Origin of the sequence: Cupriavidus sp. SK-4 (assembly GCF_000611125.1) — a bacterium.
GTDB lineage: Bacteria > Pseudomonadota > Gammaproteobacteria > Burkholderiales > Burkholderiaceae > Cupriavidus > Cupriavidus necator.
Genome location: NZ_JFJW01000071.1, coordinates 1 through 18319 on the forward strand (window position 1 = coordinate 1; position 18319 = coordinate 18319).

18 protein-coding genes are annotated in these 18319 nt (G+C 61.6%); 13 read left to right on the top strand and 5 right to left on the bottom strand.

All coding sequences use genetic code 11. The features are described 5' to 3' along the window. The first annotated feature begins 330 nt into the window (after positions 1–330). Positions 331–1023 (top strand): helix-turn-helix domain-containing protein, encoded by a 693-nt coding sequence (locus CF68_RS15665; protein ID WP_035820304.1) that lies wholly within the window; start codon positions 331–333, stop codon positions 1021–1023. A gap of 189 nt (positions 1024–1212) precedes the next feature. Here CF68_RS15665 and CF68_RS15670 read toward each other — a convergent pair whose 3' ends face one another. Beyond that, positions 1213–1428 (bottom strand): hypothetical protein, encoded by a 216-nt coding sequence (locus tag CF68_RS15670; RefSeq protein WP_035820306.1) that lies wholly within the window; start codon positions 1426–1428, stop codon positions 1213–1215. A gap of 32 nt (positions 1429–1460) precedes the next feature. Here CF68_RS15670 and CF68_RS15675 point away from each other — a divergent pair, with 32 nt between their 5' ends. The 9 genes from CF68_RS15675 (at position 1461) to CF68_RS35720 (ending at position 10210) form a co-directional block, all read left to right on the top strand. Then, positions 1461–2216: a DUF2285 domain-containing protein gene (locus tag CF68_RS15675; RefSeq protein WP_035820308.1), complete on the top strand. Its 756-nt coding sequence runs from the start codon at positions 1461–1463 to the stop codon at positions 2214–2216. 125 nt (positions 2217–2341) lie between these two features. Further along, entirely contained in the window at positions 2342–2626 is a 285-nt protein-coding gene (locus CF68_RS15680; RefSeq protein ID WP_035820310.1) for a helix-turn-helix domain-containing protein, read from the top strand. A gap of 26 nt (positions 2627–2652) precedes the next feature. Next, positions 2653–3486, top strand: coding sequence for a replication initiator protein A (locus CF68_RS15685; RefSeq protein WP_035820321.1), 834 nt, complete (start codon positions 2653–2655; stop codon positions 3484–3486). Positions 3487–3730: 244 nt separating this feature from the next. After that, complete coding sequence (gene parA, locus CF68_RS15690; protein WP_035820312.1) at positions 3731–4369, top strand: ParA family partition ATPase; 639 nt, start codon at positions 3731–3733, stop codon at positions 4367–4369. Further along, the gene (locus tag CF68_RS15695) at positions 4366–4617 is read left to right on the top strand and encodes a hypothetical protein (RefSeq protein ID WP_035820323.1); all 252 of its coding nucleotides are present in this window, start codon (positions 4366–4368) and stop codon (positions 4615–4617) included. Before parA ends, CF68_RS15695 begins: the two co-directional genes overlap by 4 nt. Beyond that, the gene (locus CF68_RS15700; protein WP_035820313.1) at positions 4614–5147 is read left to right on the top strand and encodes a DUF2840 domain-containing protein; all 534 of its coding nucleotides are present in this window, start codon (positions 4614–4616) and stop codon (positions 5145–5147) included. Before CF68_RS15695 ends, CF68_RS15700 begins: the two co-directional genes overlap by 4 nt. Further along, positions 5144–5719 (top strand): S26 family signal peptidase, encoded by a 576-nt coding sequence (locus CF68_RS15705; RefSeq protein ID WP_084187254.1) that lies wholly within the window; start codon positions 5144–5146, stop codon positions 5717–5719. Before CF68_RS15700 ends, CF68_RS15705 begins: the two co-directional genes overlap by 4 nt. A gap of 434 nt (positions 5720–6153) precedes the next feature. Beyond that, positions 6154–8112, top strand: coding sequence for a relaxase/mobilization nuclease and DUF3363 domain-containing protein (locus tag CF68_RS15710; protein ID WP_035820314.1), 1959 nt, complete (start codon positions 6154–6156; stop codon positions 8110–8112). Positions 8113–8935: 823 nt separating this feature from the next. Continuing rightward, positions 8936–10210, top strand: a complete 1275-nt coding sequence (locus CF68_RS35720; protein WP_063832569.1) for a co-chaperone YbbN — start codon at positions 8936–8938, stop codon at positions 10208–10210. Between the two features lie 509 nt (positions 10211–10719). Here CF68_RS35720 and CF68_RS15720 read toward each other — a convergent pair. The 4 genes from CF68_RS15720 to CF68_RS38390 all read right to left on the bottom strand — a co-directional run bounded on the left by CF68_RS15720 (position 10720) and on the right by CF68_RS38390 (position 14296). Next, positions 10720–11559, bottom strand: coding sequence for a hypothetical protein (locus CF68_RS15720; RefSeq protein ID WP_051591544.1), 840 nt, complete (start codon positions 11557–11559; stop codon positions 10720–10722). Then, positions 11550–12788 (bottom strand): methyltransferase domain-containing protein, encoded by a 1239-nt coding sequence (locus CF68_RS36245; RefSeq protein ID WP_084187256.1) that lies wholly within the window; start codon positions 12786–12788, stop codon positions 11550–11552. The genes CF68_RS15720 and CF68_RS36245 overlap by 10 nt, the downstream gene beginning before the upstream one ends. Before the next feature lie 5 nt (positions 12789–12793). Beyond that, on the bottom strand, positions 12794–13567 hold the full coding sequence (locus CF68_RS15730; protein WP_035820335.1) for a phytanoyl-CoA dioxygenase family protein: 774 nt from the start codon (positions 13565–13567) through the stop codon (positions 12794–12796). Positions 13568–13891: 324 nt separating this feature from the next. Continuing rightward, positions 13892–14296 carry a hypothetical protein gene (locus CF68_RS38390; RefSeq protein WP_235205785.1) on the bottom strand — a complete coding sequence of 135 codons (405 nt, stop codon included), beginning with the start codon at positions 14294–14296 and terminating at the stop codon, positions 13892–13894. 522 nt (positions 14297–14818) lie between these two features. On the opposite strand from CF68_RS38390, the gene CF68_RS15735 reads away from it, so the two are divergent. The 3 genes from CF68_RS15735 to CF68_RS15745 all read left to right on the top strand — a co-directional run bounded on the left by CF68_RS15735 (position 14819) and on the right by CF68_RS15745 (position 18261). Beyond that, positions 14819–15784, top strand: coding sequence for a LysR family transcriptional regulator (locus CF68_RS15735; RefSeq protein ID WP_035820316.1), 966 nt, complete (start codon positions 14819–14821; stop codon positions 15782–15784). Then, a complete protein-coding gene (locus tag CF68_RS15740; protein WP_369798883.1) occupies positions 15781–15945 on the top strand; it encodes an EexN family lipoprotein in 165 nt (54 codons plus the stop codon). Before CF68_RS15735 ends, CF68_RS15740 begins: the two co-directional genes overlap by 4 nt. A 264-nt stretch (positions 15946–16209) precedes the next feature. After that, positions 16210–18261, top strand: coding sequence for a conjugal transfer protein TraG (locus CF68_RS15745; protein ID WP_084187258.1), 2052 nt, complete (start codon positions 16210–16212; stop codon positions 18259–18261). Positions 18262–18319: the final 58 nt, after the last annotated feature.

The following is an 18319-nucleotide window of genomic DNA, read 5'->3' on the forward strand; positions in this document are numbered from 1 at the left end:
CCCGTGAACCGGCACTTTCGGCCCACGCGGTCGAGAGTACACCAGCCTGGCACCGGTCAATGGCTCGAAAGTCGACTGAGGGAATCGGCTCGCCCGCTGTGGCGGGCCCGCAAGACCCGCACGAAGCCGGGCTCTGACCGACGGCGTACATACCACTATGCAAAGAGACCTGAACTTGAATCCACAACAGGAATCCCATGTGAATCCCCTGAGCGTACCGGGCGGCGTCTTGCCCGTTCCGGCACGCACACTGAGCGCTTGCGACTACAACACCATGGCGCCTGCTCACTATGTGGCAGCCACGTCAGTCGATAACGAAGGAGCAACGAAATGAATGCGACGGAAAACACGCCACCAGTACGCCTGCTGACTCCCGCCGAGCTGGCTGTCTGCATCAAGGTGTTCCGCGACGCCCGGCAATGGACGCAGGAGCAGTTGGCCGTGATCGCCGGGCTCAACCTGCGAACCGTTCAGCGCGTCGAGCGAGGCTGGCCGGCCGATGCCGACACCTGCCGGGCGCTGGCCAGCGCGTTCGATTTCCTGGATATCGACGCGCTCAACAAGCCATTCGCGATTCCACCCGAAGACGAACTCAAGGCTGCGCAGGAACAGTTCGACCTCGAGCACGTCACCTTCGCGGCGATTCGGCTGACCACGGGTAAGCAGTTGGCCGAGCTGGCGCAGACCAGCACGATGGACATGTCGGAGCTGGCCTTCGAGATGGGCGCCGAAGCGGACAAACGCTTCGCCGCACTGATGGAAGATTTCCGCAACTACCGCGATGCCCTGGACGCCTATACCGAAGCGCAGAAGCGCGAGGCGGCTGACACGATGCAAGCCAACATCGATGTGCTCAAGACCCTTGGCGTTTCGCTCTGCTATGCCGAGCGCAACGTGCTGCTGAAGGGGGGCTCGGACCCGGACAGGCCAATGCCAGCTAACGTCCTGTACGTGATCGGATTTCCGCTCGGCAAGGAACCCAAGCTATTCGCGACACCAACTTCTGTTGATATCCGTCTGTAGGTTGATGGATCGGGATCCACGCTTGCCAGCGCCGCTCTAATCCGCCCTGCGATTCGCAGTCGAAATGGCACCAGAGAGGGGAGAGAGGCGCTGCGCACCTCGATGGTTCGATCCCCCACTGAACTGGATCCAAGGTCCCGATGCGGCGGGGAATCCAGACACAGGCCATTGCAGCTAATTGTGCCTATTTCAGTCTGATTCAAGACGGCCGCGGTCTAGATCGACAGTATTGCGCCAAGACGGCGCGGCCTTGAGCCAAAGAGACATGATGTCCTGCGCGGCTTGCGGCAGGATTTGCTGTGCCGCGCGCGATTTCCGCGCTGCGCGGCGGTCGCATTCGGACGATCTGGACAAGGCGTTGGAGTCAATGACCTTGTGATGTATTTTCTTGTGCTCGATGTCCATCGCGACGTTCCTGTTCGACAGAAGGTTGCGTCATGGCCGATCGAAGTGCTGATTCTTGGCTTCCGACCGCAGCGTATCTCTACGTTCTGCACCTGGACGGGCCCGGATTGGCTTGGGAGTACCTGCGCCGCCATCCCGACTACCGGCGTGACTGGCTGCGTCGTCGGCGCCGGCCGGAGGCGGCGCATCGCTGGGGCCTTCGCTTGTTGGAAGACCCGTCTCTGGATGCGCGCGACGCGCATCCGGCCTGGTACCCTGACCATGACGCGGTGCTCCAACTCTACCCGGATGCCGACCCATCGCCCAATGCCAGCTCCTTCCAGTTTTGGCGCATTCCCGGCCAAAAGCATCTGATTCATGACGGCAAACGTCTGATACTGATGGCTCGCCGGTCCGACAGCTGCGTACGGCTGGCGCTCGCGCCCGGGCTGGAGGATGGCATGGCCGTTGTCTATGCCGTCCGGCCCGGCGCCGCACTCAGCGCGCGCTACCGCACGGTCGTGGCCGAGTGGGACAAGTTGGCGGAGGTTACCGAAGCTTCCCCGACTGTCACTGGCCGGCCCCGGCCGGCACCCTCCGCAATGCTGGAAATGCGCACCTTGCAAGCGCTCGACGCGACCCAGGCAGGCGCGTCCCTGCGCGAGGTCGGGGAGGGGCTGTTCGGTGCCGATGCTGTGGCAAGTGACTGGCACGCCGACAGCGGCCTGCGTTCGAGCGTGCGCCGCCTGGTACGCCGCGGCCGATCGTTGATGCACGGCGGCTACCGTCGCCTGGCGCAGCTCGAGTGACCTCCATAGGGTCATCTTACCTTCGCTGCAAAACGACCCTCCGCGCTCAGCCCCCCTTTCTTCAGACTGGTCTCCATCCGGTCGCGTTGTGCGGCCAACGATCTTGATCGATGGAGGATCATCCGATGCGTCCCGCTCCCTTGCGGCCTGCAGCCGCTGCCGTCGCTACGACGACCCCGCAACTCCAACGTTATCTCACCAACGACGAAGCCGCCGACTACCTGCGGTTGTCGCCGCGCACGCTCGAGAAGCAACGGGTGATTGGCGGCGGGCCGAAGTTCCGCAAGTTCGGCCGGCGCGTCATGTACGCCGTCGCCGATCTCAACACCTGGGCCGACCAGCGCAGCTACGAGGCCACCTCCGATCCTGAATACACCGAACACCATGCGGCGGACAGCCGTGCGCGCTGATCGCTGGCTCGCCGGTGGTCATTGCCATGTCAAGTCGATCAGTGGAGCGGGAACAACTCGACCGCTTTCACGCCTTGCCGGGCGACATGGCGCCGCGCGATGCCCAGGATTTGATGGCGTACCCGTTCTTTTCGCTGGCGAAGTCGCGGCGCACGGCGCCGATCGATTTTCGCAGCGGGAACGTCATTATCCGCGTGGAAGGCACGCAGGACCATGGCATCGCCACGATCTGGGATGCGGACATTTTGATCTGGGCCGCCAGCCAGATCGCGCAAGCGCACGACGCGGGCCTGCGCCCATCCCGGCTGATGCACGCCACACCATACGAAATCCTTCGATTCGCAGGACGCGGGGTGTCGCTGCGCGACTACCAACGCCTCAAGGCCGCGCTCGACCGGCTGCAATCGACCACCGTGGCAACCTCGATCCGCGAGACGAGCGGGCGGCGACTGCATCGGTTCTCATGGATCAACGAGTGGAAGGAATTGGCCGATGCCCGTGGCAGGCCGCTCGGTATCGAGCTGATCCTGCCGGACTGGTTCTACGCCGGCGTCGTCGACGCTGCCCTGGTGCTGACCATCGATCCGGCGTATTTCCGGCTCACTGGCGGCATCGAGCGATGGTTGTACCGCCTGGTGCGCAAGCACGGTGGCAAGCAGCCGGGCGGCTGGCAATTCGATTTTCGGCACCTGTACCGGAAATCGGGCAGCGCCACGCGCTTCTCGGATTTTGCCTACGATCTGCGCGCACTGGTGGCGCGGCAACCCTTGCCTGGGTACGTCCTTGGCATCGCGCGTGTGCCGGGCGATGCCACCGAAGTGCTGACCTTCAGGCCCGTGCTTTCCACGGCACGGGGATAACTTGGGGACAACCTGTGAAGAGCCTCGTGCTATCAGGAGTAAGGGGTATCGTGCTATCAGGAGTACGCGTATCGTGCTATCAGGAGTATGGAATGCCCGCAAAGCCAATACCGGCGCGGGTTTTCGGCTCCGTTAACTTATCTAACTTAAAAAAACTAACTAGTAGTAGCGCGCGGCGTCGGTGGACAACCTCCGACCGGCACGACGCAGCAAAGGCCGGTGTTTCAGTCCGTGAGGCGAGGTCATGATTGTCGCCTTACTCAACCAGAACGGTGGCGTGGATAAGACCACGCTCGCAACGCACATCGCCGGGGAGCTGGCGCTACGCGGCCAGCACGTCGTCCTGCTTGATGCCGACCCACAGGGATCGGCGTTGGACTGGACACAACGACGAAGCCAGCAGGGCTTGGCTCGCCTATTTGGCGCCTTGGGCCTCGCCCGCGAGACGCTGCACCAGGAAGCACCGGACTTGGCGCGACGCTGCGACCATGTCGTCATCGACGGCCCGCCACGCATCGCCGCCCTGGCGCGCCCGGCATTATTGGCCGCCGATCGCGTCCTGGTTCCAGCGCAGCCCAGTCTCTACGGCCTGTGGGCATCTGCCGAGATGGTCGCGCTGATCCGTGAGGCGCCAGTCTTCCGGCCGGCGCTACGCGCTGCCTTCATGATCAACCGGCGCATCAGCACCACCGTCATTGGCCGCGAAGCCCGCCAAGCATTGGCTGCTCAGCCGCTACCGGCGCTGCGCGCCGAAGTGCATCAGCGCATCGTGTTCGCTGACAGGGTGGCTGCAGGCCGGCTCGCCCGCGAAACCGCGCCAGACAGTGCCGCCGCGCACGAAATCACCGCGTTGGTCGATGAACTGCTGCGGTGGCCGACATGACGATCACCCGTGGCAAACGCATCGCCATTGGCGCGCGTCCGCCCGTGAACCCGCACGCTCAGGCGTGGGTTCGACAGGGCGAGGCAGACGGCCTCCAGAAGAACGACCTGTACGCCGCACGCCTGACGCTCGATATCACACCGGCGACGCGCGCACGCATCAGAGTCTCGGCGTTCACGCAAGGCGTGACCGTCGCCGAACTGCTGCGCGCGCTGCTGGAACGCGAATTCCCGGAGTCACCCCAATGAACGCGCAACCTTCGGCGGTCGCAGCTACGCCCCCGCCACCACTTGCGGTGCTCGCCGGCCTTGACGGCTCCGCGCCGGTGACCCGCGTCTCGCTCGCCTACATCGCGCAGCGCATCGACATCTACCTGCGTTTTGGTAACCCAGCGCACACCATCCGCCTCGACCGCTCGCGTCGTGTCGCGGTGTTTCTGCCTGGCGCGGTGTTCTGCCGTATCCTTTGGCAAGCCAACGATTACGGTACGGTGCGCTGGCACCTCATGGTGATGCAGACTTGCACGTCGTTGGACGCGGCGCAGCGCATCCCCGGCGTGTTGCCCGGGGCTCGTCTGCTGCTGGATGCCGAGGGCGAATCGGCCGTGCGCGCCGTGCTGGAACGGATCGACGCCATCGAGGCGCTGGGTATTGCCCCGGTCGCTGTGTCGCCCGCGTACTGGCGCACGCTGGGCAATCGGCTCAGCGCGTGCTTGCCGCTGCCGGCCTATACTGCCGAGCGGCATGCCGCCTGGCTGGCGGGGAGGTCGCTATCATGACTGCCGGCACCGCGCGGCATCCGCGCTCGCGCCGACGCGCTCGCATCGTGGTCGCAGGCTTCTCTATTCTCGGTCTCGCTGCGTTGGCCTGGGCGTCTTTGGCGTCGCCGCTGCCTCGCCTGACCTATAACCCGTCCGCCAGCATGGCGGTTGGCTGGTATCGCATCGATCCGACCTTCAATCGGGCCGACTTGCAGCATGGAGCCGTGCGTGTGGGCCGCACCGTGCTGGTTCGGTTACCGATCGAAGCGGCTGCACTGGCGGCGCAGCGTGGCTACCTGCCCGCGGACGTTCCCTTGCTCAAGCGCGTGGGTGCGGTGGCGCCACAGCACATTTGCATGGTCGGACGCAGCGTGCGCATCGACGACGTGCTGGTGGCCGCCGCGCTGTCTGCTGACCGCATGGGCCGGCCGCTGCCATCCTGGCAACAGTGCCGGCGCCTGGTTTCAGGCGAGGTGTTCCTGCTGAGCACGACCGATCCGGCGTCATTTGACAGCCGGTATTTCGGGCCGGTTGCCGCATCCGCCGTGATCGGCGTCGCGCATACGGTTTGGTCGGAGACGGGTCGATGATGGCCGCCGACTCACTGCGCTTCGTCGTGCCATCCGGGCCGTCGTTCGCCCGGGCGTCCCCGTGTCGTCGCACCTGCAGCGCGGATGCGCTCGCGCCGCACCTTGCGCCGCCTCCGGCGCGGCGTTCCCACGTGCAGCGTCTTGCCTTGAACGCGGCCGGCCTGTGGCCTTGGCAGCGCTCGCCAGCGAAGCCGCTGCGCGGAGTGCACCGCCGCGGGGCCGCCGGCGTCCACCGCGAGAGGGCAGGGCAAAGGTGGAAGGCAAGATATAAGGTCGCGGCACGCTGGCTCGCCAAGAGGCAGTCTGCACGTGGGGGTGACGCGGCACGCGCCAGGGGGTAGCAGTGTGTCGTGAAGTGCGCAATGCCGCAACGACATTGGCGAAGCGGCGTGCTTTACCCGCCCGGCTACGCTGGCTTTGGACGGAAGCGAAGCATGAGGAAACACGACTACGATCGTTTCCAGATACGGCCTGGCGCGCCAAAACGGCGCGGCGACGCCTTCGTCAACCAGGTGCTGCGCCAGACCAACAAGGCCGGCGCTAAACTCGGCAAGACCGTCGGCAAGGCCGGCCAACGGCCGGGCGCCCGGTTGGGACGCGGCCACGTCGCGGCGCGCTTCGCCGGTGGCTCGCTGACCCCCAATGCCCGGCGCGTGACGATCAAGACACGGCTGGTCAATCTGGCGAATGCTGGGCCACGTACGACCGCCGCGCATCTGCGCTACATCGAGCGTGAAGGCGTCGATCGCCACGGTGGCGCGGGACGAGCCTATGGCCCGACAACCGATGCCGCGGACCTCGATGCATTCAAGGAGCGCAGCGAGGGCGACCGGCACCAATTCCGCTTCATCGTGTCGCCGGAGGACGCAGAACTGTTCGACGGCTTGCGGATCTATACCCGGCACCTGATGGGGCGCATGGAGGCCGACTTGGGTACCCGGCTCGAGTGGGTGGCCGTGGATCACTGGAACACCGACAACCCGCATACGCACATCGTCCTACGCGGCAAGGACGACGTTGGGGAGGACCTGATCATCTCCCGGGATTACCTCGCCGAGGGGATGCGCATGCGCGCATCGGAGCTGGCAACGGAATGGCTAGGACCGCGCACCGAACTGGAGATCCAGCGCGTCATGCTGCGGGAAGTCGACCAGGAGCGGTGGACAGGGCTGGACCGTAGTTTACAGCGCGAGGCGGTGGACGGTCTGGTGCAGCCGGAGACGCTGGGCGCTCCCCGGCTGCAACGGCATCGGCCAATGCTGATTGGGCGTCTGCAGCGCTTGCAGCGCATGGGTCTTGCGACCGAGCAGCAGCCCGGTGTGTGGGCGATCCATGCCCAGGCCGAGCCAACCCTGCGGGCGATGGGCGAGCGAGGCGATATCATCCGCACCATGCAGCGCGCCATGAGCGGCAAGCAGCGTGAGCTGGCCGTGTTTCAGCCCGCCGAGGGTGGCCGCACCATCATCGGTCGGGTGGCCGACAAGGGGCTGGCCGATGAGCTGTACGACAAGGCCTACCTAATTGTCGACGGGATCGACGGCAAGGCGCACTACGTCGCATTGCCACCACGGTCAGAGCTGGATTGCTATCCGGTCGGCGCCATCGCGGAAGTGAAGGGTTTGGCCGAGGTGCGCGCGGCCGACCGGAACATCTCTGCACTCGCTGTTGAAGGGGTGTACCGCACTGACCATCACCTTGTCATTGCCCAGCGTTATGCTACCGCTGAGCGCGACCCGCACGAACTGGTTGCCGCACACGTGCGCCGCCTCGAAGCCTTGCGCCGTGCCGGCATTGTAGAGCGCGTGGCAGAAGGCGTCTGGCACGTGCCAGGCGACCTGGTCGAGCGTGGCCGCCGGTACGACGCGGAGCGCCTGGGCGGCGGCGTGGTGGTGGAGCTGAGATCGCACCTGCCCATCGAGCGACAGGCCCGTGTGATCGGCGCCACATGGCTCGACCAGCAGTTGATCGGTGGCGGCGAGGGGCTGGGCGACGTAGGCTTCGGCGAGGAGGTCAAGGCCGCGCTGAGACAGCGTGCAGAGTTCTTGGTTGAGCAGCGGCTGGCCGAGCGGCGTGGGCAGCGTGTGATTTTGGTGCGCAATCTCCTGGCGACGTTGCGTGGCAGGGAGTTGGCCACGGCCGCGCAGGACATCGCCGCTGAAACCGGTCTGGAGCATCGGCGGGTGCCCGACGGGCAGCGCATGGCGGGCATCTACCGACGCAGTGTGCAGCTCGCGAGCGGGCGCTACGCCATGCTCGATGACGGTAAAACGTTCAGCCTCGTGCCGTGGAAGCCGGTGATCGAACAGCGGCTGGGGCAGCATCTTTCAGTGACGATGCGCGGAGGTAGCGTGTCCTGGGAGCTAGCGAGGCAACGGGGGCCATCGATAGGTTAACAGGGCAGCCATGCGAATGGTGGGGGGGCGATCGCACTGCAGCGATCCCACCCAGTTCCGTCCAAGATTTCGCGGCCGTCTTACGTCAAGATCCCAAGGAACTGGAAGCTCCGCGCGTTGTCTAGCAAGACTCGCATACCCCCGTCTTGTTCAGTCAGAGGGCCAGAACGAGCCAGGCCAGTGAGATATCAGCCTGTTTGTCGAACTGTATGTCCGCGGAGCTGGCGATGAGTCCACGTCGCTCTGTGGTGTCGCATTACCCTGACAAAGCTGCCGGTTAGTAATACGCCGACGGCAGCCTCACCATATTTGCAGATGCCGATGGCCTTGACGACATCCCGTATGTCGACTGTCTCAGTCATTTCTCGCTCTTTGACGCGGCCGACGCCCCATCGCGCTTCTTAGGAGCGATGGCTCTTCATCTCTAGCAGGGACGGGATGATCGCGCGCAAGTTTCACGGAAGGCTCATTCCCATTGAGTCTGAATTACTCGGATTTCTTTCCAAAATCCAATCGCTTTATGCGCTGGTCCTGGTGTCTTTAAATCTGTTTTTGCGAAAGTCGAGCAATTTTCTGTCAATTGCTCGTCTTCGCACTTCTTCTTGCTCTATTTCATCTTTCCTCGTCCCCCACGTGCGCTGGCAATGAGTGATGAGCGAAGCCAAAATTGTGCGCGGGTTCTGCTTACGGATGCGAAGAAAGCAGCAACCCAACGATAGGCCAGCGGCATTGGTCGTCCGGGGTAGCGCGCTGAAGCTCAGTGAGCGTTCCTGGGCAAGGTCGCTCCATCGATTTGTGCAATAGCAACCGAAGTGAGGTAAGCATGACGATACTTGAAACGACGCAGGCGACGTTCCAGCAGGACGTTGAGGGTGATACCCCCGTTCTGGTGGACTTCTGGGCACCGTGGTGCGCGCCGTGTCTAGCACTAGCGCCCCATCTGGAGACGCTCGCGGCCAATCATGCGGGACGATTGAAGGTGCTCAAGCTGAATGTCGATGAGGCGCCCGGAGGGTGGCAGTACTTTGGCGTGCGTGCGATCCCGACGCTGGCGTTTTACTCTGCGGGCAAGGAATACGGCCGCCTCGTCGGTCCGTCGACAATGCGGCTGCAGCTCATGGTGGAGAAATGGTTGGGGGAGCTTGGACTGGTGGTACCTGCGCTACAGCGTGCATCTCTCGAAACACGGAATGCGCCGCTTTCGGCCGATGCCCCAGAAGAGAAGTGGAATAGCTTCGGCGGTGACGTCGCTGTCAAGAAAGCTGGCATTGCCCGCCTGAGGGATTGTTCTCAAGAGGAGGCATACCAACCATCGAGACAACTGGCAGGCGATGAGGCGCAGTTCGAAGCGATTGTAGGGGTGCCGATGGCGTTGGGAGACCTACTTGGCATGCTGTACTGGCTCCAATCCCAGAACGATGAGAAGACGGCGCGCGCGCAGACACTTGAGATCGTCGATGCCATGCCAGTTGGGGCGAACCTCGGTGCAGTGACAGCCAAGGTGCTGTACGACCTGCTATACCTTTCCCCATGGGCTATATCGCAATATCGCCAAAACGATATTGCGCGCACTCTCAACAGGAAAATCGAGATGCTGCATCAACGCCAGCACGCTGGCGCGAGCGTGATGGAGTCGGACTGGGAAGCCCTGCAACGTGAGGCCGTACTGGCGACTGGGTCTGGCCTGGGTTCCAGTGAGAGCGAAGAATTGGAGCACTTGGCGGTATCGCTACTCGATGCCGACATGGTGAGACACGTGTTGCCGTTAGTGACCGAGTATGCGGTCCACGACTACCGGCAATATCCGGATTGGAGCGAGGCGGAAGCAGCGCAAGTGGCAGCCATGAGCGATGAAGACTACGAACAAACGCGAGAAGCACTGGGCGGCCCGCCGAAGAACCGCGAGGCGGCTAGAGATGAGTGGATATCGCAGCTGTCCGAAGGCCTTCATGCACGCGAAGTAGAACGCCGCAAGGAACACCCAGTCCTGTGGGAGCGCTATGACGCCTGGTGCATCTTTAAGCAGGAAACTATGGCATCGATTGGCGCGCGTACTGGAGCTGTTTTGCTATCGCTCCTGCGCACGGCCGGGAAGTAGCCGGCGCATTGCCAGGAGGGGGGTGACATGAAGCAGAACTGTGCGTTTCCAGCGGTGGTGAACGTCAGCGTCGACTCGCTGCGATCACGCTAGGCAGGGCACGAACGGCATGCGCATGACGGCGACGTACTTTGCCCCCCGCGGTCTACACGAGGAGCCCCAAAGGAATCGGCGTAAGCCACGCCATTGTGATAGTCATTAGGAGAAGATGAGCGCGAAGCGCAGGCCACCTTATGAAGGTGGCCTCTATCGGACGCCGGTTCCGTTCTCTGTTTCAGGACGTTCCGGGCCGAGACAGCGCGGCAAGCCGCGCTTCATGCGCGAGGGCTATGGGGATCACGTCTACTAGAGCATCTTGCAGGTCAACGGGCGCTAAAAAAAATGGCGTTCACGTCCTTATGCGCGTCGTCGCGATGGAAAGCTTGGCCGCCAGTGAGGCAAAATCAAAGTCCCCGCATCGCGAAGAGTGCAAGCGCCAAATAAGAACCGAGAGGCATGGCACGACGGTGCTACGGAAGAAAAATGTGAATTCCGCTAGCATCATCCCGTCTCTTGAGCTCAGCGTCGCCGGTGAGGCTCGATGCCTCGAAATTCCTGAGCGCATGCAAGAGCGAAGATAGCCCATGTTGTGCGACCAGATGCATGGCCTGCTCACTGGTCATCAATTGGTAGGTATCCCAAACGCGAGATAAGCCGTCGCTGCCCAGAACGATATGAGCTGGTGTCGTGATCTTTCGTTCCTCCTCCACGGCGTTCATCGCACTGGCCGGGTTCAGGGTAAGCGCGGTACTGCACTCGCCCTTCTGCTGTTGGAGCCGACGTTGCCATAGATTCAACAGCTTGTGACCCCGGAATCCAGAGTACGGCTTCCAGCGATCATAGCTTGGTGGCGATTGTAACGGCCGAGGCGATTGGTCCGCGCTAGGAACGGGAACTTGCAAGACTTCCACGAAGCAATCCGCATAGCGAAAGACGGACATACTTACAGGTTCTTTCGTTCGGTCAATCTCCACGAACGTGGCGGCGGCAACAGGCCAGCCCCAAATCGGCTGGGCATCGCCTCCGTCGCGGCGGTATTCGTCCTGGAGGACCTGCAGACTGTTGCACAGCTGCGCCTTGCTGAAGGGAATGTCTTGAAATTGCTTTTCCAGCAACTGGCTGAGCCGTCGCGCGAACCATCCGGCGTCAGTGACGTCTTCGTAAGTCTTGAATGGCGCGGCGGTGAGAGGGGAGGCGCCATCAATCGCCCAAGCTAGCATTGAGCGCTCGCGCAGGAGATAGCCCACTACGTCCTCCGTCGGAATGTGCTCATAGATGCCTTGTGATACTTGAGAGACCGTCACCTGCATCTTGGTTCTTGTCCTCGTATGGAAATGGCTAGTTGCAGCGTGCGTAGCCCGCCGGATATCACGGTGTCATCCATAAATTCCTGGGTGAGCGCTTGAGCAACAGCCTCTGCGCGTTTCTCTGCAATGAGTCCTTGCTCGACGAGCTGAGGCCGGAACTGTTGGAAGGATAAGTAGACGACTTCCTTGTGTTCCTTCTTCCAGACCGTAGGCTGGCTGAATCTGGCTTCCTTGATATTGACATCCAGATTGGTGACGATTGCCCAAATGTCCTCGATGCAGTCGTAGGTGACACCATTTCTCCTGCCGTAGGCCATCATGACGGCATTCGCCTCCGCGAATGCCGATACCGCCGGCACTGAGAACAGGCTTGCCAGCGATGGCTCCTCGATGACCATGGTTCCCCCTGGGGCGAGCTGTTTAAGGAGCGTCCGGATGGCATTCGCGCGTTCTTGGATATGCAGCAGCGTGAATCGGCAGGTGATGAGGTCAAACGCCCCTTCCGGCTGAACGACGTTGGTGAGTTGGGTGACATCCCCGAGGCGAAATGCGACATTGGTCAATGCCAGCCGCCGAGCGGTAGACCACGCCATGTCGATTTGATTCGGATTGTTATCGATACCCAACACCGTAGACTGCGGTCTACTACTGGCCATCCAGCATGCAATCTGTCCGTGACCAGAGCCGACATCCAAGGCGCGTCCCTGATCTGGGAGATACCGACTCAAGAAATCCCTCGTGGCTGGGTCGTAGATCGATGACATGATTTGAAGGCGCTGTCGATCTGACTCACCAGTAGGAAGCGGGTACGTCGGTACCGCCTCCTGCGACAGAACTCCGACATGCGAATGTTCCTTGCGAGACAAGGCAAAATCTTGGCAGAAATCCCAGTAGTAAGACGGTAGAATCGCCGGCTTTTCAGCCGCGATGTCTATCCATTCATAGGCCGTATGTTCTTCACTCAACGTCAGGACTTGCCCGGCGAACTCGCATAGAAAGAACACAAGCAACACACGTCTGTCTGGAATGATCTCGCAGGATCTGCTGCCGAGATAGACCGTCGAGGTGACATCCAGGCCGCACTCTTCCCTTACCTCGCGTGCCAGTGCACGCTCGAGCCCTTCTCCCGCCTCGGGTCGTCCGCCCGGTAACTCCAATTCGTTGCGCGGATTCTTGACGAACAGAACCCCTCTCGGTCCAAACATAATCGCTTTTGCGCTCACGGGTTCCATTCGTGCTAGCTCCGTATGGCCGGGTGGCTCCTTGCGTAGGCGGGCGCAGCAACCAGTTGCCGCTGCCGCGGTGTAAGGCGATCCGGGGAAAATTGCTGTGTGCCAGCGACCGAATGGTTGGGCGTGGCCGGCAACGCCGTAATCTCCTGATGCGCGGGAGGCCTTCTGAAATAGGAATGACTGTTCATATAGCGCGCAAACACCGAGCGTCGTCGCCCGGAGTCGGCCACCTTGCAGGTTCCGTGGACAAGCGCTTCGGAGAAAATCACGGCATCCCCGGCCCGCAGGAAGACGTGCCGCAACAGCGGGTTGTTTGCGAGGCTCCGGTAGCGGTCTGGAACCGGGAAATTTGCACGATGCGAGCCCGGGATGCAGCAGAAGTGATTCTCGGTCGCGCTGATATCCGAAACGGCATATTGGACTGCGACAAGCCCGCTGTGGATACGGTGATTCCGTACCCAGTAATATATGCCATCATCGAACATATCAGCCTCATGGTGCAGATTGCCGCCACTACTGATAAACCGCTCGTCGACGCAGAACATATGGTCGAGGCGGAATCTTGATCGGTAAATGATATCGAGGAAGCGATAGACCGCTTCAAGGTCAATCAGTGCGCGCCATTCCTCGCCCCAGTCGAAGTTAACATCATGCAGAAAATGCGTGATGAGATGCCTTGACCAGTACTCCTGCAGGCGCAGCAGATGGGGCTGAGTGATGGCCGCAGGAATGATGACATATCCGTTGAGATCAAATTCGTAAATGTGTTCCGGGTTCATACTTGTCATCCTACTAACCGTGGGAATCATTCGTTTTGTCGAGCCTTCTTTAGTTCTGCTCAGTGGGCGAAGTCTGAAATGCGGCCTTCCGCGGAAGGCTCGCAGCCTCGGTCAATGCGCGTCTATTTTGACAAATATTCCCTCTGAGGCCCGATTCAATCTCTCCTAAGCAATGGACTGACCGGTTGATGATCGAGTTCGAGAGATATTCATTCCTGTTCCGTCTGAATGTCTTGAGGATTGGTCTGGATCGCCTATGGGATGAGAGCGATCCGGCGGGAGAGTAGTCACCACGTGTGGGCAATTCGGTCCCCTCTGAAGGCGCTATGGATAGGGGAACACGCAGCGCTTTCCAGTGGGGCGTCCGAATACGTAAACCAGTCGCAATCGGTCGTCAATCACGGCTTGGGCCTGGTATACGGAAGGCGGGATGCAATACTCGTTGCGTCGTCCATATACCTCGCCGCTGACCAGTGCCTGGACCGCAATATGGAAGTCCTCGTGCACGTAGCGTTGGGGCGCAGAGAAATCCACCACACCCCCATTCGTTCGTGGCTCCCAGATGACACCGTAATTCATGTCTGCCGCCCAATGTTTGACTGCATTGAACGTCGAGCGACCGTGTGCCCCGGTGACGCTGAATGCAAAGACTGTGGCAGGCACCACAAGAATTGCGGCCAGGAAAGCGGCAACTGAGGACATGTGGCGTGGGCGGGCGAGTATCGTCATGTCGGAATTCGTGTACTGCCCAGTCCTCGCGGCGGATCTTGGGCCTCGCTGCCTAGCAGCGATTTATGGATGCGTGGGTGCATTGGCCGCCGGCTCTAAATCGGCGGATTGATTGAATGATCTCGCAGTGGGTCGCGAGGTTTATTCCCAATTCGATCTAAATCATGTCGATTCTTGACTTGTTCCACCCGAGATAAGCATTTTTAATGCCTCATCTTGAGGCCCTCCCCCTCATGTGGGGATGAGCGGTCTCTCTATCGGTTGGGTTGATCCCATCGGCATGAAAACGTCGATAAGGTCTGCCATCGACATCGTTTGTTGGCTTACGTCATCTAACGTGGATTTGGAGCGCCTTCGCAATGCATGCTCGGCGAAGACAGAATCAGCACTGCGTCGCTGGATTCAGGACGCAGATCTGGCAGCGGTTTTCGCTCATTCGCTAGGAGTGTCTCGTGCAGAAGAATCGGTACTATCGGCAACTCGTGAACCGCTTTCATCCGGGCGTCTTGCTTGGGAGTGCGCATGTCTAGCAAGTCACTCAGGACGGAGTTGCGCCATCTGCGCTGCTTTCTGGCCGTTGCCGAAGAACTCCATTTCACGAGAGCGGCAGAACGATTGCACATGGAGCAGTCGCCGCTATCTCGTGCTATCAGAGAGCTGGAAGAAGACCTGGGGGTGCTGCTTTTCGCGAGGACCACCCGTAGTACGCGCCTGACTCGCGCTGGTGAGGTGCTCTTGGAGAACCTACCAGCCATCTTCGCTGCGGTGGGGCGTGCGCGCGACTGTGTCCAAGCAGTCGCAAACGGTTTTCACGATCAATTGCGCATCGTCCTGTCAGACTGTAGTGCCCGATCGCGTCTGCCGGCGTTGCTTGCGTTGTGGCGGGAGGATGAGCCGGCGGTCGAGGTCCGACTATTCGAGGTGCCGTTGTCAAAGCAGATTGAGGGTCTGAACGATGGTCTATACGATGTCGGATTCTCCCTAACCAACGACGTAGGCGACGGCATCATCGCGCATCCACTTTGGCGCGAGCCGCTGGTGGTAGCGTTGCCCCTACGGCATCCGCTGCTTGCCTATCCACAGATTCCGCTTGAAGAACTGCTGCGCTATCCGTTGGTGCTTTGCGATCCGCAAGCATGCGAGGGCCATGCCCGGCTGGTTGACCGCTTGTTGCGCTGCGTGGATCAAGAGCCGCTGGTCGTGGATCGTGTGTCCTCATTTGAGCTAATGATGACGTTGGTGTCGGCAGGCCTTGCTTTAGGGCTTACGGGTGCATCGCATGCGCTCGCCAACAGGGGAGCGGGTGTGGTAGCGCGCCCGCTGGCAGGGCAAGTTCCCCTAGTCACCACCTATCTCCTGCGCCGCGATACGGAACCGTCAGTGACCTTAACCCGCTTCATCGAGCGGGCAAGCGCTGTCGAGTCGCGCGCCTGTAGCGAAACCTGTCACGATTCTCAACATAACGTCGAGGAGGACGTCGCACCATGAAGAAAGTCACATCGGCATTGTTCGTCCTGATCCTGGCGGCATGCGGACGCGCAGAACCGCCAGAGACGGTGGAGTCGTTGGTTGCCAATCCCAAGCGACTGGAGGAACTGCGCGGGCAGTGCAGGCTGGATCGCGCCAAGCATCGGCGATGCGCTGTGTAATCGGGTGGCCGAGGCAACGAATCGGCGCTTCCTTGGCAATGGCACGCCCTATACGCCCCCGAAGCATACGCCCAGGTTCTGATCGTCGGCACATCGCCAGGATTTCCCGTGATTCTTTTTGCACGTACGCCGCAACGCGTTATCGCTTGCGGCGCTATGACAGAGTTTTCTCTGGCAGGAATTCTTGCATTTCCCTTGACCTTTGTTTCAATAACGGTCTTTGACCGGCCCTTGATGAGACCCCAACCTCGTGCTTGGCGCACGATGTTGTGCGGATTTCGCGAGGTGTCTGTGCACGAGAGGGCGGAAGCAAGGACACATGGCCAGGGCGTGCTGTTTGGGCAGATTGCCGTTGTGCTCGGCATCGTCATGGCCGGCGTCTGGGGCGCTACACAGTGGACCGCCACCGCCTTGGGCTATCAAGTACGCCTTGGCACGCCCTGGTTTGATCTCTTCGGCTCGCCCATCTACCACCCGTGGCGCCTGTTCGAGTGGTGGTTCTTCTACGATGCCTATGCGGCGCACGTGTTCGACACCGGCGGCGCGATCGCAGGCGGCAGCGGGCTGCTCGCTGTGCTGGTCGCCATCGTGATGTCGGTCTGGCGCTCACGCCAATCCACGCTGGTGACAACCTACGGCTCCGCCCGCTGGGCGACGGCCGTGGATATCCGCAAGGCTCGACTCACCGAGCCAGCGGGCGTCTTTCTTGGTCGATATGACGACCAGTACCTGCGCCACGAAGGGCCGGAGCACGTCTTGGCCTTCGCACCCACGCGCTCCGGCAAGGGGGTCGGCCTGGTGGTGCCGACACTCTTGAGCTGGCCCGCGTCAGCCGTGATCCATGACATCAAGGGTGAGAACTGGCACCTCACCGCCGGCTGGCGTTCGCGCTTTTCGCATTGCCTGCTGTTCAATCCGACGGATCCGCGGTCAGCGGCTTATAACCCGTTGCTAGAAGTCCGGCGTGGTACGCATGAGGTGCGCGACGTGCAGAACATTGCCGACATCCTGGTCGATCCCGAAGGCGCGCTGGAGCGGCGCAACCACTGGGAGAAGACCAGCCACGCCCTGCTGGTTGGCGCCATCCTGCACGTGCTTTACGCTGGCGAGGACAAGACGCTGCGCGGCGTCGCAGGCTTTCTGTCCGATCCCCGGTCCCCCTTCGAGCTGACGTTGCATCGGATGATGACGACGCCGCATCTTGGCGAAGCACCGCATCCGGTCGTCGCGTCGGCCGCGCGCGAAGTGCTGAACAAGAGCGAGAACGAACGCTCGGGCGTCCTGTCCACCGCGATGAGCTTTCTTGGCTTGTATCGCGACCCCACGGTGGCGGAAGTCACCTCCCGTTGCGACTGGCGCATCGCCGACCTGATTGCCGCCCAGTTCCCGGTGTCGCTGTACTTAGTGGTGCCGCCATCTGACATCAGCCGTACCAAGCCGCTGGTGCGGCTGATCCTCAACCAGATCGGCCGGCGGCTCACCGAGTCACTTGACGACGGCGACGGCATCACGCGCCGTCACCGGCTGCTGTTGATGCTCGACGAGTTCCCGGCGCTGGGACGGCTCGATTTTTTTGAGACGGCGCTCGCCTTCATGGCCGGCTACGATATTCGTAGTTTCCTGATCGCGCAATCGCTTAACCAGGTCGACAGAGCGTACGGTCAGAATCATTCGATTCTCGATAACTGCCACGTCCGGGTGACGTTCGCCACCAACGACGAGCGCACGGCCAAACGTATCTCCGAGACGCTGGGCACGGCCACCGAACAGCGCGCGCAGCGCAACTACGCCGGCCACCGGCTCGCACCGTGGCTGGGGCATCTGATGGTGTCGCGGCAGGAGTTGGCCCGGCCGCTGCTAACGCCCGGGGAGGTGATGCAGCTTCCGTCCGACGACGCTGTGGTGATGGTGGGCAGCTGCCCACCGATCAGGGCGACGAAGCTGCGCTACTACGCGGATGCCAATTTCAAGGGGCGCGTGCTGTCGCCGCCCACGCTCGCGGCAGGCCGCTACGCTGACGCGCCACCGGCCCGGCCCGACGACTGGAGCAGTTTGACGATGCCTGCCGTATCCGTAGCTTCGGCCGTCATGGAGGGGGCAACCAGCGAAGCCGCTACTGCCGACGACGATGGTCCGCGCCGACAGCCGGAATTGTCCGAGGCTCCGTTCTACAGCCCGGAACGACAGACGCCGGCCAACGACCTGGCACTGCTGGATGACGACGAGCCGTTACCCCTTACAGGCGCCTTCGATCCGGCTATGCGACGCACAGCGCGGCTGGCAAGCTTGGATCCCAACGACGGAATCGACCTATGAGCAAATACCGCCTGAACTTGTTTATTCCCCCCGAACATGCCAAACGCCTGGACGAATT